The 13,521-nt window shown below is 45.6% G+C and carries 11 protein-coding genes; 8 read left to right on the top strand and 3 right to left on the bottom strand.

Annotated features, from left to right (window positions below; all coding sequences use genetic code 11):
• Positions 1-32: 32 nt before the first annotated feature.
• Positions 33-2,141, top strand: a complete 2,109-nt coding sequence (ppk1, locus tag NSQ57_RS19890) for a polyphosphate kinase 1 (RefSeq protein ID WP_029518237.1) — start codon at positions 33-35, stop codon at positions 2,139-2,141.
• On the opposite strand, the gene NSQ57_RS19885 is transcribed toward ppk1, so the two are convergent.
• The gene (locus NSQ57_RS19885) at positions 2,101-3,636 is read right to left on the bottom strand and encodes a Ppx/GppA phosphatase family protein (RefSeq protein ID WP_029518238.1); all 1,536 of its coding nucleotides are present in this window, start codon (positions 3,634-3,636) and stop codon (positions 2,101-2,103) included. The two genes, ppk1 and NSQ57_RS19885, sit on opposite strands and share 41 nt — an antisense overlap.
• 216 nt (positions 3,637-3,852) lie before the next feature.
• Here NSQ57_RS19885 and NSQ57_RS19880 point away from each other — a divergent pair, with 216 nt between their 5' ends.
• Both NSQ57_RS19880 and sda read left to right on the top strand, forming a co-directional pair.
• A complete protein-coding gene (locus tag NSQ57_RS19880) occupies positions 3,853-4,509 on the top strand; it encodes a YheC/YheD family protein (RefSeq protein ID WP_165148519.1) in 657 nt (218 codons plus the stop codon).
• 282 nt (positions 4,510-4,791) lie between these two features.
• The gene (sda, locus tag NSQ57_RS19875; RefSeq protein ID WP_007431918.1) at positions 4,792-4,935 is read left to right on the top strand and encodes a sporulation histidine kinase inhibitor Sda; all 144 of its coding nucleotides are present in this window, start codon (positions 4,792-4,794) and stop codon (positions 4,933-4,935) included.
• A gap of 160 nt (positions 4,936-5,095) precedes the next feature.
• On the opposite strand, the gene NSQ57_RS19870 is transcribed toward sda, so the two are convergent.
• Positions 5,096-6,100, bottom strand: coding sequence for an NAD(P)/FAD-dependent oxidoreductase (locus tag NSQ57_RS19870; RefSeq protein WP_165148522.1), 1,005 nt, complete (start codon positions 6,098-6,100; stop codon positions 5,096-5,098).
• Between the two features lie 231 nt (positions 6,101-6,331).
• Between NSQ57_RS19870 and NSQ57_RS19865 the strand changes: the two genes are divergently transcribed.
• From NSQ57_RS19865 to NSQ57_RS19850, 4 genes are all read left to right on the top strand, one after another.
• The gene (locus NSQ57_RS19865; RefSeq protein WP_025724040.1) at positions 6,332-7,522 is read left to right on the top strand and encodes an NAD(P)/FAD-dependent oxidoreductase; all 1,191 of its coding nucleotides are present in this window, start codon (positions 6,332-6,334) and stop codon (positions 7,520-7,522) included.
• A gap of 134 nt (positions 7,523-7,656) precedes the next feature.
• Positions 7,657-8,163, top strand: a complete 507-nt coding sequence (locus NSQ57_RS19860; RefSeq protein WP_318628002.1) for a MarR family transcriptional regulator — start codon at positions 7,657-7,659, stop codon at positions 8,161-8,163.
• A gap of 114 nt (positions 8,164-8,277) precedes the next feature.
• Positions 8,278-9,615 (top strand): biotin/lipoyl-binding protein, encoded by a 1,338-nt coding sequence (locus NSQ57_RS19855; RefSeq protein ID WP_340956750.1) that lies wholly within the window; start codon positions 8,278-8,280, stop codon positions 9,613-9,615.
• Positions 9,612-10,778, top strand: coding sequence for an ABC transporter permease (locus NSQ57_RS19850; RefSeq protein WP_342425199.1), 1,167 nt, complete (start codon positions 9,612-9,614; stop codon positions 10,776-10,778). The genes NSQ57_RS19855 and NSQ57_RS19850 overlap by 4 nt, the downstream gene beginning before the upstream one ends.
• Before the next feature lie 81 nt (positions 10,779-10,859).
• On the opposite strand, the gene hemQ is transcribed toward NSQ57_RS19850, so the two are convergent.
• The gene (gene hemQ / locus NSQ57_RS19845; RefSeq protein WP_051718004.1) at positions 10,860-11,639 is read right to left on the bottom strand and encodes a hydrogen peroxide-dependent heme synthase; all 780 of its coding nucleotides are present in this window, start codon (positions 11,637-11,639) and stop codon (positions 10,860-10,862) included.
• 345 nt (positions 11,640-11,984) lie between these two features.
• On the opposite strand from hemQ, the gene NSQ57_RS19840 reads away from it, so the two are divergent.
• On the top strand, positions 11,985-13,502 hold the full coding sequence (locus NSQ57_RS19840) for a DnaD domain protein (protein WP_069012623.1): 1,518 nt from the start codon (positions 11,985-11,987) through the stop codon (positions 13,500-13,502).
• Positions 13,503-13,521 lie beyond the last annotated feature (19 nt).

Genomic DNA, 13,521 nt, shown 5'->3' with positions numbered 1-13,521 from the left:
GTAACTATACTGCATGAATTGATGGAGGCCATATGTTGATAGAGAGTCAGAATAAGGATAAAGCCGGGTCAGAACGTTACTTTAACCGAGATTTAAGCTGGATTGAATTTAATCGCCGTGTGCTTCAGGAAGCTCAGGATGCAGATACACCGTTGCTGGAGAGAGCCAAATTTTTGGCGATTGTATCTAGCAATTTGGATGAGTTTATGGCTGTTCGTGTTGCAGAGACGCGCGAGAAAATCAAGGCGGGTTTTATGCAAAAGGATTTTACGGGATATACCCCCTCCGGTTTGTACAAACGCCTGATCAAGCGTACTGTCTCGATGGTATCGGAACAATACCGGACCTATCGTGATATTTCTCGCCTCTTGACGAAAAAAGGTCTTTTACTGCTCGAATATGAAGACTTAAATACGACACAGCGCAAGTCGCTGGATGCATATTTTCATGAAATTATATTTCCGGTGCTCACGCCGATGGCGGTCGATCAGAGCCGTCCTTTTCCACTCGTTCACAATAAATACGTATATTTAGCGGTCGTTTTGAGACGTCCGGGGGATACGGAGGAGGATAAACCGCTTTTTGCCATTGTGCAGGTGCCTTCGAATATTCCACGTGTGGTTACAGTGCCGTTACGTTCCAATAGCAAGAAGAAATCATTTATTTTAATTGAGGAACTGATCAAGCATCATATCCAAACGCTGTTCACTGGGTATATCCCAGAGGCCGTTCATGCTTTTCGTGTGACACGTAACTCCGATTTATCCATTAATGAAGAAGAAATCGAAGATTTGCTCGAAGAGATTGAAAAAGAGCTGCGTCGAAGACGACGGGGCGCGCCAGTAAGATTGGAAGTAGAAAAAGGGATTCATCCCTATGCCCTGATGGAGCTTCAACGCGAATTCAAGCTGTTCGACCATGTTTTTGAGGTGGACGGGCCGTTGGATCTGACATTTTTATCGTCTTTTGCCGATCATTTGGAAGGGTATTCGCATTTGAAATTCCCGGCAATCAAACCACTGTATCCGGAAGAATTGCCCCCGCAGGAGGATATTTTCAACGTACTTCGCAAACGGGACGTGCTCGTGTATCATCCGTATGAATCATTCGATGCGGTAACTGATTTTATCATTGAGGCATCAGAGGACCCGGATGTGATGGCAATCAAAATGACCCTGTACCGTGTCAACGGGGAATCGAAGCTGATTCCGGCATTGGCACGTGCGGCCGAATCGGGCAAGCAGGTAACAGTGGTGGTGGAGCTGAAAGCCCGTTTTGACGAGGAACGTAATATTGCCTGGGCGCGTACGCTTGAAAAAGCAGGCTGTCACGTAGTGTATGGGTTGGTTGGCTTGAAGACGCACGCCAAAATCATTCTTGTCATACGCCATGAGCGCAACGCACTCAAACGATATGTGCATGTAGGTACAGGCAATTATAATGAAAGCACGGCGCGTGTGTATACGGATATCGGATTGTTTACGTCGGATCCAGTACTTGGTGAGGATGCCTCCGAACTGTTTAATGAAATCACGGGATTCTCTGCGCTCAAGACTTTGCAAGCTTTTACGGTGGCTCCAACGGGAATGAAGAACAAGCTGTTTGAACTCATCCGTAGGGAAGCAGAGCAAGCATTGGCAGGTAAGCCCGCCCGGATTATTGCCAAGATCAACTCCTTATCCAATCAGGAGATGATCGATGAACTATATGCGGCTTCCCAAGCAGGTGTGAAGATTGATCTTATCATTAGAGGGGTTTGTTGTTTGCGTCCCGGTGTGGAAGGATTCAGCGAGAACATACGTGTCATCAGTATTGTAGACCGCTTCCTGGAGCATTCCAGATTGTTTTATTTTGAAAATGGAGGGAAATCCGAGTTATTTCTGTCCAGTGCGGATTGGATGACGCGCAATTTGACCCGCCGAATTGAACTGATGTGCCCGATTTATGATGACGGGATCAAAGAAATGCTGGCAGATATTCTGCATTTATCGTTAAGGGATAATGTGAAGGCGCGCCAGCTTTTGCCTAATGGCAGCTATCAATTTGTGTCCAGAAACGACAAAGAGGCTCCCATCAGGAGCCAATCTGAAGCGATGAAGGTTAGAAATTGGAAGAAGGTAGAATGGACCACGACAATGTGAGGTTCCACGCCTTTTGGAAATCTTTCGCAACGGATTCTAGTTCTCGTTGTTCTAATATGGGTTCACTCTTGCTTTCCAAACGAAGATGCATTGCGTCATCCCCTGTAGTAGGATTGATGCTGGTAATCATTCCGGACTCACTCCGATCCATGCCAATCGCGAGCTGGAGCAGCGAGCCGAGCCGATGTACACGTTCCTCGTCGGAAGGCTCCAAAATATCCGCATGTGTGCGTAGCAAACGGGGGGTCCGGTTCTTGGGATGGTAATCCGCGATCAACGCGGCTAGTACCGTTTCCCTATGGGATAGACCGCCAATGCCTGCATGTAAGATCCAGAACACGGAATTCTGGCGAAAATGATAGTAATTCAAGGCAGCTCCCGTTTTGTAAAGAGTTGCTGCGGTCAGTAACAAACGTTTGTCCATAGCAGCTGAGGTTCCGCTAGCTAATGTGTCATAGAGCCGGACGGCGTACTCGTTAACCCGCTTGACATGCGCTTCGCTAACCGGGACAGCAAACGAAAGGATATTGCGAATGGATGTGATAAGCGGATTAGCTACCACGGGCTGTTCAGCGTTGACCAGCTCATGAAATAGGCCGTCTCGCAGACCCGCTCCACTGACCAGATACGCGGAGCCTTGAGCAGCTTCAAATATCGTTTTCAATATAATAAGACCCGGTACAATGATGTCGGCTCTGTCCTTGGACAGGCCGGCTGTTTTTTTGCGTTTTTCATAGGGAAGATGGGGCAGACTGCCATAGAAGTAATCGACATCTTCTATCGTCATTTCGTAATGGTGCGTCACAGGAAGTGAGTAATCCTGCCGCTTCTGATTGATTTTAGCCAAAGTACGCAGGGTCCCACCTAGCCCGATGAATGGCAGATCCGGATTGGAGAAGATCCAATCATGATTTTGCAGTGAAGAACGGACAAAGCTCTCCATTTCCTCAATCTGCTGAGGAGACCATTCGCCATTCTTGACCTCACGTCCAAAGCGCCAGTTCATATTGACGGCGCCAAAGGGAAATGACACCGTATGCAGTCGCTTTCGATCGCGGAACAGCGTAATTTCGGTACTGCCACCCCCGATGTCAATGATGATTCCATCACTCACATTCATAGTGTTCACTACACCCAGAAAACCGGCATAGCCTTCTTGCTCTCCGCTCAGTATTTCCAGTGTTAAATTTGTCTCCTCCGCAATCCATTGGACGATTTCGTCCGAATTCGTGGCATTGCGGATGGCTGCTGTTGCTGCTGCACGCATACGGACAACCCCGTGCATATGGCATACCGCCATAAATTGGCGCAACAATGGAGCGATGCTTCGAATCGCCTCCCGTTCCATACGGCCGTTGGCCCCAACCTTTTCGCTCAGTCGGGCAGCTTCTTTGCATTCCTGCACAATGCGATAGGCTCCTGTCTCTGTCATTTCATAGATCACCAGACGTATGGAGTTTGAGCCAATGTCCATGATGCCAATTTTGCTATTCATGAGTTGACCTCCTTGTTGAAAAACGATTTGGCGGTAAATTCCGCTGTTCCGTGCAAATGGTAGTAGATTATTGTCATTGTACCAGTGATATTCGGTGCATGCTACCGTTCGCCATGATCTTGTCGAAATAGACACATGCCGCGGACAATCATCCAAGAATAGAATATTCCTGTTGAGTATGTATAAGTATACCTGACGGCGAAAGGAGAGGGTTAGATGAGACAACTTGCAAGCAAATGGCTAAAGACGAAGGCGCTGCTCCACCATCCACATACCGCCGTTTATATACCGGAAACCTGTCTATATAGTGAAGATCAATTGCGCATGATGCTGCGGCGGCATGCTTTTGTGTTTATAAAACCTGTAAAAGGAGGCGGAGGAATCGGAGTCATGCGTGTGGCAAAGGAGCGTAGGGGATACACCTGCACGCGTATGGAGCACACGCACCGGTTCAGTCATTTTAGAGCACTTGTAATCGGAATCCATAAGCTCCGAATCCAACGCCCATATCTCATTCAACAAGGGATCCAACTGGCAAGTATTCAAGGTAGACCTGTCGACTATCGAGTCAAAGTTGTGAAGGAAGGGCAGAGATGGGATTTTCGTGCGGTAGTTGCACGTCATGCTCGTCCCGGACTGGTCATTACGAATCTGTGCAGAGGGGGAACTTTGCTGAAGGGAACAGATGCGCTTCGAATGATATATCCCCGGCGGCTTGCTACGCGAAAGCGGCGAGAGATCATTGAACTTACACAGCGCTGTATTCCTGTGCTGGAAAAAAGGTTTCCTGGGATTGGACAACTAGGATTTGATTACGGGCTTGATCAGAATGGAAGGGTATGGATTTTAGAGGTTAATACAAGACCTCAATAAATTTCTGTTTTCTTCAATAAAATCCCAATTTAATCTATTAACAAGACGCTAAATATAATATATTTGTATAAATAATAAAAATATTTTTTTTGTGTTCAAGCTTCAAAATTCTGTGTATAAATATTGTCCACATTATCCCCTGTCACATATAAGGGTTAACGACACTTACCAACAATTTATACACAGGATTTCCACAATTGGCTGTGGATAACAGAACGCTTGTTCCGTTTTTGGTATTTTGATAGAATAGATTTTGAAATAAAAGGAAAGGTTGTGTCGAGGATGGCTATGCTGACGGATGAGATGCTTTTGGATTCCTATCAGATGGCAATCGAGCTTAAACTTGAATGTGACTTCATTGCACTGTTGCTGGCTGAAATTCACAAAAGAAATCTAGAGATGAATACAGCCGTAGTCCTTCATTAGACCGGACAAGCTCTCGTACTGCGACTGTAAAGTCATTCAGGGTTCGAATGGCTTTACGGACAATCACTGCAACGAATAGGCACACCGTAAAAAAGGGTATTTCACTCCAAACATTCAAATTTGGAGTAAAATACCCTTTTTTGTCATAGTCTAAACTAAACTACATTTTCATGTTACTGCTGTGACCAGGAGACAACTTGGCATCTGGATCTACATAGACCTTGGCGTTGTTGACTGCCGTAGGGGCTTCACCAAAGCCGACCGCAATCAGCTTGAGCTTGCCTGGATAGGTTGTAATATCCCCTGCGGCGAAAATGCCGGGAATATTGGTTTCCTGGCGAGAATCGACCACGATGGAATTACTTTCGATTTCAATTCCCCATTCAGCAATCGGGCCAAGTGTGGATACAAATCCAAAGTTAACGATCACATCGTCCACTTCGATTTCCTGTGTTTCTTTGGTTTTTACATGAGCAAGAGTGACTTTCGTAATCGTGTCTTCTCCATGCAATTCTGTAATTTCCGTTGGTGTAATAACATTTACTTTGGATGCGAGGAGGTTTTCGACACTGTGTTCATGCGCACGGAATTTGTCGCGGCGGTGAATCAATGTAACCTGTTCTGCAATTGGTTCCAGCATGAGTGCCCAGTCTACGGCAGAGTCACCGCCACCACTGATTAGCACTTTTCGGCCTGCAAATTTGCTCAGGTCGCTAACAAAGTAATGCAGGTTCGTTTTTTCAAAATGTTCGGCACCTGGAAGCTCCAGTCTGCGCGGCTCGAAAGCACCAACACCAGCGGTAATAATAACCGCCTTACCATGATACTCGCCACCTTTGTCTGTTTTTACGATGAAGTGGCGTTCTTCTTTTTTCTCTAACGATACGACTTTCTCTTCTAGCTGCACTTCTGGATTAAAGTGGTTCATTTGTTGAACCAAATTGTTGACCAGTTCCTGTGCAGTTACTTTAGGAAAGCCAGCAACGTCATAAATATATTTTTCAGGATAAAGGGCTGCAAGCTGGCCGCCCAGTTGGGGCATACTTTCAATTAAGGTGACGGATGCCTGACGCATTCCTCCGTAAAAAGCGGCGAAAATACCGGCTGGACCGCCTCCAATAATGATCAGATCGCGGATCTCCGCGCCTGTGGATTGAGTTGTCACTCTAAAAACACCTCCGAAAGGGATAGTATGGAATTTGTAATTATTGAATCAGCCGCATAGAGGTTCAGATAGCCGCCGAACGCATGATTCACTGTTTATCATTATAAACTGCCAGGTTCCGCTTGCAAAGTTAAAGCTATTAATATTTGATGAAGACTTTTTTGTGAGTGTAAATTAACCGTTTTGAGAGAACAGCTTTGAATAATTATGTATATCGGAAGGGGTAGAAGCATGAGCAGTATTCCCAAAATTGTCATTGTGGGCGCCGGATATGGCGGTATATTGACGGCTCAGCAATTGCAAAAGGAGCTCAAGCACAATGAGGCGGATGTCACGCTGATCAACCGTCATGATTACCACTATATTACGACACATCTTCATATGCCTGCGGCAGGTACGGATACGATTGAGCATTCAAGGATTCCGATTGCCCAACTGATCGATGAGTTCAAGGTGGATTTAGTCAAAGGAACGGTTAAGGAAATCATACCAAAGGAGAAAAAAATCGTGCTGGAGGACGGCTCGCTGTCCTATGATTATTTGGTCATTGGACTAGGCGGGGAGCCAGAAACATTTGGCATTCCGGGGATGGATAAGTTTGCGCTGACGATTCGCAGTATTAACTCCGTTCGCCTGATTCGGGAGCATATTGAATACCAGCTGGCCCTGTATAAAAATGATGGTAAACCAGGTCGCCTCAATTTCGTCGTAGGGGGCGCTGGTTTTAGCGGCATTGAGTTTGTAGCGGAGTTGGCGGATCGTTTGCCACAGCTAGCTAGAGCTTATGACATCGACTTTAACCGGATTCAAATCATTAACGTCGAGGCAGCTCCTACGGCACTGCCGGGGTTTGATCCTGAACTGGTGGAGTATGCGATGGATGTCCTTAAGCGTAAAGGGGTCACCTTCCGCATTGGAATTCCGATTAAGGAATGCTTGCAGGATGGTGTAATCGTTGGTGAGGGTGAGAAAATCGAAGCCTGCACGGTGGTCTGGACGGGAGGGATTCGTGGAAACGGATTAATTGAGAAAGCTGGATTCGAAGTGATGCGTGGAAGGGTGAAAATCGACGATTTTCTGCGTGCACCGGGCCACGATGATATTTTTATTATCGGGGACAGCTCCTTGATGTTTAATCCCGAAGGACGCCCTTATCCACCGACGGCCCAAATTGCGATGCAGCAAGGGGTCCTTTGTGCCAAGAATCTGGCCGCTACTCTTCGCAAAAAGGAGCTGCACAAGTTCGTATTTTCCAATAAAGGGACGGTTGCTTCGCTTGGAAAAGGCGAAGCCGTCGCCGTGGTGGGCAAACGCAAAATAAAAGGTTGGGTGGCCGCACAATTGAAAAAAATTGTGGATCTCCGCTATCTGTTCATCATAGGCGGAATTCCACTGGTACTGAAAAAAGGACGGTTTTTCTAAGGCCAGAAGGTTTCCATGACTCCTTGAAAGGAGCTTGGAGGCCTTTTTTATTTCAATGAACAAAAAAAGATATTGACTCATAACTATTTGACGTCGTATAGTATGATTACTAATTACAGAGGGGGAGCTTCACATTGAATTCTGATTTTAAAATCAATGCCGATCCCAAGAGAATACATTTATTGACTGAAAAGTTTCCAAATGTGGACTCCCAATCGTTGAATACGTGGGTACTTTTCGTGCAGGCAGCACATGAAGTGTACAATGGAGTGTCTTCCAGACTCTCGGAATATGGGCTATCTGTAGGCAACCTGAAAATTTTAATGCCATTGTTTTTACATGAACGTGCATTGACTCCATCAGAGCTGGCTGAATATTCAGGGGTTACTCGTTCAACAGTAACCAGCGTAATTGATAAGCTGGAACGGGACGGCATCATCCGAAGAAGTACGCTGACGGATCGACGTATGACCGCGATCTCCTTGACTGATGAAGGAAAACAGTTAATGACGGAAAAAATTCCGATGTTCATCCAGCTTTTTTCGGATTTAATGAATGAATTTACAAAGGAAGATCATATTCTATTTGCTACGTTATTAAATAAGTTTTCCTCAGGACTTGAACGGATAAAACGGGAGTAATCAAATTTCCCGGCTTAAATAGTTAGACGTCGTACTATCAGGTTCCTTATTTGTTTTTGACTATTATTTTTTAACTATCATTGGCTAAATCATCATGAAGGAGAGTTTATTGCAATGAATAAAAAGATCATTGTGTACGTGCTACTTGTTGTTGCATTAGGTACCGGAGGTACGCTGATGGCAATGAGCGGCAAGGATGCTGTGAGTATGGCAGCCCAACAAAAAAACACACTGCTTACGGCAGATACCGTAAATGTTGCTTTTCAGGGCGTAGGGGGAAGAGTAAACACGATTGAGGTGAAGGAAGAACAACAGGTGAAAAAAGGGGATGTGCTCATGACCCTCGATCCTGTAGACCTTGATTTGCAAATTGAGAAATTAAAAACGGATATCGCACAGGCTGATGTGAAAATAAAACAGGCTAAAGACGGACTGCAAAATCAGTCGGAGAAAATTTCAACTTCAGAAAAACAGGGACAATTGGACATTCAAGCCGCGCAAGCAGGAGAGTCCTTATTAAATCAAGGAACACGTGCGGAAGATATTCTAAGACAAAAGCTGGCTATTGAAGCAGCACAGCAATCGTTGGACGCAGCTCTGACAGGAGTAGAGACAGCCAAAAGAAATGCGGAAATCGCGCAAAAAACAGTATCATCCAGACAACAGGCTCTGGACTTGGCTAATGTGAATTACAACCGTATCAAAGCGTTATATGATGCTGGAGCTGGAACCAAAGCAGAACTGGATAACGCCAAAAACCAACTGGATAATGCCCAAATCGCGTTAGATACAGCTACAGATCAGGTTGAAGTTGCCAAAAACCAGATTATAGCGGCTAGCAAACAATCGGACATTGCTAAAAATGGGATCGCTCAGCAGCAAACCGCTTTGGATAAAATGGAGGCTGGCGCAACGGCTGAGGAACGCCAGCAGGCTCGTATCAAAACAGAAAAAGCCAAGGAAGCCTTGACTCAAACCTCGCAAACACGAAAAGATGTTAAGAATAGCGAATACAATGTGGATCTTCTGGCTCAACAAAAGCAGGCATTAAGTGTTCAACTCAAAACTTTGGAATTGCAGCGCGGACGTATGGTGCTGAAGGCATCCGCAGATGGTAAGGTGTCGCGTATTGTACCTAAAATGGGAGAGATCGTTTCTACGGGGGCAACGGGCGTCGTTATTGAAACCAATCAGCTATACTACGATATTTATGTGGGCGAGGATTCCATGTCACAGTTTAAAGCTGGGGGAAATGTGAATACGCACGTCGTAGCTTTAGATAAAGATGTCCAAGGCAAGGTGAGGTACATTACTTCTGCCCCTCAGTATACCAACATGAGAATGAGTCGGGACAAAGGTCTGTCGGATATAAGCTCCTTCCAAGTGCGGGTGGATGTCCAGCGAACATCTGAATTATTACCTGGAATGACGGTAGAGGTTGTGACGAAATGAAGGCGTTTATAGAAGAATGGAAGCTGATGATCAGTGGTAAGATGGTTTTTATCATGCTGCTCGTTCCTATCGTAGTAGCTGTAGCCTTTGGATTTGTTTTTAAAAATAATCAGCTTAACGATGCCTCTGTAGCTGTAGTCGATTTAGATCATAGCAGTTATAGCCGACAGCTTATTAATAAATTGGATGCATCGCAGTATATTGATGTACGCCATGTGCAAGAGAATGAAGCCGATCCGAATTTACTTTTATATAATGAAAAGTTTTTTGCGGTGATTTACCTTCCAGCTGGGTTGGAGGAAAATAGGATCAAAGGAGTTCAGAGCAACATCGGTTTCTATGTAGATAATACGGTAGGTCAGGCTACTGGAAATCTACGCTCGGCAGTCACAGAGATCATGGCGACGGAAAATGCGATGCTGGCTGGTGGTGGATTAAAGGGTATGGGAATGAGTGACAGCCAGGTTACAGGGCTTACTTCCAATATGCTGCTTCAGCAGCGCCTGTTATATAATCCTACCAATGCTACTTTGATGACCTCAGTTATGGGGTTCATTAATACGGTCATGATTTCACTGATGGGTGCTACTGTACTGACAATTGTCCCGCGATTGCGGGAGCAAGGAAGATTAAAAGAGGAGCTTCAGTTTTCGTATGGATTGATTCTTAGGGTGTTACCGTATGCGTTAGTAGGATGTGTCTCCTTTTACCTGTCCATTGGTTTACTTAAGCAAATTGGCGGACTACGCTTTGAAGCGAATGTATGGCAGCTCAGTATTCCATTTCTCCTGTACACGGTTACGTTGAGTTTGTTTGCGATGGCTTTAGGGTGGAATGCGGCGAATCCGGGAAAAGCTTCCCCACGCCTCATGCTAATTATACTGCCTTCGTTTTTACTGAGCGGCGCTCAATTGCCAGTAGCTATGCTGCCTACATCGCTGCAATATATTAGTAATATTCTTCCATTGACCTGGCATTTCAAGTTTTTGAGAGGGATGGGCTTCAAAGGTGGGAGCTTAAAATATTTTATTCCTGAGCTTGGCGGCTTTTTGATCCTATTAAGTGGTCTAATGCTTGTTATCTTTATTCAGATCGCTTTGGAGAAAAGAAAGCTGGCGAAAAGTGAGGATACATCCGTAGGGGTCGAGCCTGTGCTGCAATAAAAAAAGGATTCCGCCGTCCCGAAAGTGGGAGTTCGCGGAATCCTTAATTGTATGCTGCGATATGGTACTGACGGTTGTGCTTTACAGCTTCAACATGTCTTCAAATGATTCCTCATTCAACACGCTGCCGACATAGAAGGAGCCAAATTCACCGTAACGGGCACTGACTTCATCAAAACGCATTTCGTAGATTAGCTTCTTGAACTGAAGTGCGTCATCGGAGAACAGTGTTACGCCCCACTCCCAATCGTCAAAGCCGACAGAACCGGAAATGATTTGCTTTACTTTGCCAGCATAGCTGCGTCCAATTAAACCGTGGCTGCGCATCAAGGTGCGACGCTCGTCCATTGAAAGCATGTACCAGTTGTCATCTAGATCACGTTTTTTGTTCATTGGATAGAAACAAATATAACGGGCCTTGTTTAATACAGGCTTCAAGCGTGCGACAATTTGTGGATTTTGCATAGGATCTTCATCTTTGCTCAAATAATTGCTCAGTTCCACCACACTCACATAAGAGTAGGTTTTAGTTGTATATTTGGCGAAGGTTGTTTTGTTAAAATCATTTTCCAGTTTATTGAGGTCTTCCAGCGTTTCGCGCAGGTGCATCATGACAAAATCAGCCTTTTGTCCGACTACAGTATAGACAGCTGAGCTGCCCAGACCCGCTTCCTCGGTAACGTTCCATTCCTTCATAAACTCTTGAAGCTCGTCCAGTGCTCCGGCGCGCTCTTCATCGTCTGCGGTCTTCCATGCTGTCCAGTTGATGGACCGAAAATCGTGAAGCGCATACCAGCCTTCCAGTGTGGAGGCTACTTCGTTAGGTGTTGCTGGGGTTTGTTGAGGTTGATGTTGACTCACGATCTACACTCCTTTACGATCTGTAAATGGTAATCGGCTTAGCCGAAATATGTGTACTTCCTAATATCATTCCTGTATCCAATACGTGATACTTAACCATTATATTGTAGCTCAAAGTAAAGCTTTTCACCAATGAAAGAAGTGTGAAGAATTTTATTTTTACCATGATGCAGGTCACAAAGTCATAAAATAGTTAGTATTCTCGAAAAAAGTAGAACTCAGACGAATACGGCTGCCAAAAAGGAGAACAATTGCCCTTATTTTGTTGGTCCCACCAGAAGGCAAGTATGATAGAATAGAAAAACATCTTGGAGACCGTTATGTCAGGAAAGGAAGAATGTTGGAATGCGGATGAAAAACCTGCTGCACTATACTGAGAACCACCGCTACTGCGTTTATCGGGAATTTGGCTTGAGCGCACTGGATGAATTGATGCTGGGAAGCGTCTATCAGCCGATGGTAGGCGCATTTGCGGTCAGTCTGTATCGACTGTTGTTCCAGCATGTGCCAGTCGGACAAATCGGTTATTCGCCGTTGGAACAGCAGCGTCGCCTTTTTCTGACACTGGGACTGGAGCCGAGTGAGAAGGGACGCAAGTATTTGATTGAACAGACCTCCAAACTGGAGGCCGTCGGTCTGTTACAGACGTCCAGGCTGTATGCACCCGAAACGGACGACTATATGTATGAATATGAGATGCAGCCGCCGCTCGCACCTGCTGAATTTTTCAGAACACAGCATCTCACCCTTTTGTTGAGAGACAAAATCGGTAAGTTTGCAGTGCTTTCTCTGAGAGAATCATTGTGGAGCAGAGAATCTAGCGAATGGTCGCAATCTTCCTATAATAAAGAGAATATTTCGATTCCATTTTATGAGTTATTTGAACTGAATACCCATGTTATAGATTATGAATTGGAGCAGGCGTTGTCCGAGGTGTCTACTAGCCGTCAGACTGGACCACTTGCGTCAGAATCGGAGGAAGCATTGAATTATGCAGATATTATTCTCCGTTTTCCGCGTGAATCTGCCAATCGTAAGCACGTGGAGCGTCTTCGGTTTGAGCACGAGCAGTTAGGCATGGTCAATTACGTTGTTCGCAAATTTGATCTTTCTGTACAGGATATTAGCCGCTTGCTGGATGAGGACGGTATTTTTACCGAAGCAGGCGACTTGTTGCTCGACGAGCTTCAGCTTCGGGCTAGCCAGCACTCCAGACAGGATCGCAAGCGTCAGGAGGAGCAGCAGGTTCAAGCCGCCAAGGTAGTTGCTTTGCGCCAAAGGGAAGCTTCCACATCTGAAGAGCCGCCTGCAGAGCAAGCTGTGGAAATGGAATTTTATGTGGAGGTTCCCCCACAATTCACAGCCAAGTGTGACATTCACCAATATAATATGATGTTGCGCAACGAGCCTTATCGCCGTTTGCTGCAAACCTTTTTCCCCGGCACGGTTCCCGGTAACCTGCTGGATATATTCGAGAAAATTGATATCAGCTATAAGCTGCCAGGCGAAGTCATCAACGTGCTGATCCATTATTTGATGTCACTGCTCGTATCCGGGAGCGATCAGCGGATTAACCGCAACTTTGTCGAGGCCGTTGCTTCCAATATGCTGCTTAAGCAGGTAAACACTTACGAGAAAGCCGTTCAATATATAAGGGATCAAGCTAAGGTAAAAGGAAAACAGTCCTCTGCTTCTCCTTCCGGCGGTCGATCCCGCGCGTATGCCAAAAATAACGGGCCAGCCAAGCCATCCATTCCAATCGTTCAAGATCAACCTTCCGAGGAGTCTGTATCTGAGGAAGAATTGGATGAACTGCTGCGTCTGGCCGAACGAATGCAATCCGGTAAACAGAAAAAGGTGTAGGTAGATTTTAAGGTATCCA

It is taken from the genome of Paenibacillus sp. FSL L8-0502 (assembly GCF_038593055.1).
Taxonomy (GTDB): Bacteria; Bacillota; Bacilli; order Paenibacillales; family Paenibacillaceae; genus Paenibacillus; species Paenibacillus polymyxa_D.
Note: the sequence above shows the minus strand (reverse complement) of the source record. Positions and strands in the feature narration are given on the sequence as shown.

Excerpts from the sequence above, each read along its gene's own strand:
- NSQ57_RS19885 (WP_029518238.1), bottom strand. The coding sequence starts at position 3,636 with ATGAATAGCAAAATTGGCATCATGGACATTGGCTCAAACTCCATACGT.
- NSQ57_RS19850 (WP_342425199.1), top strand. The coding sequence starts at position 9,612 with ATGAAGGCGTTTATAGAAGAATGGAAGCTGATGATCAGTGGTAAGATG.
- NSQ57_RS19855 (WP_340956750.1), top strand. The coding sequence starts at position 8,278 with ATGAATAAAAAGATCATTGTGTACGTGCTACTTGTTGTTGCATTAGGT.
- NSQ57_RS19865 (WP_025724040.1), top strand. The coding sequence starts at position 6,332 with ATGAGCAGTATTCCCAAAATTGTCATTGTGGGCGCCGGATATGGCGGT.
- sda (WP_007431918.1), top strand. The coding sequence starts at position 4,792 with ATGGCTATGCTGACGGATGAGATGCTTTTGGATTCCTATCAGATGGCA.
- NSQ57_RS19880 (WP_165148519.1), top strand. The coding sequence starts at position 3,853 with ATGAGACAACTTGCAAGCAAATGGCTAAAGACGAAGGCGCTGCTCCAC.
- NSQ57_RS19840 (WP_069012623.1), top strand. The coding sequence starts at position 11,985 with ATGCGGATGAAAAACCTGCTGCACTATACTGAGAACCACCGCTACTGC.
- ppk1 (WP_029518237.1), top strand. The coding sequence starts at position 33 with ATGTTGATAGAGAGTCAGAATAAGGATAAAGCCGGGTCAGAACGTTAC.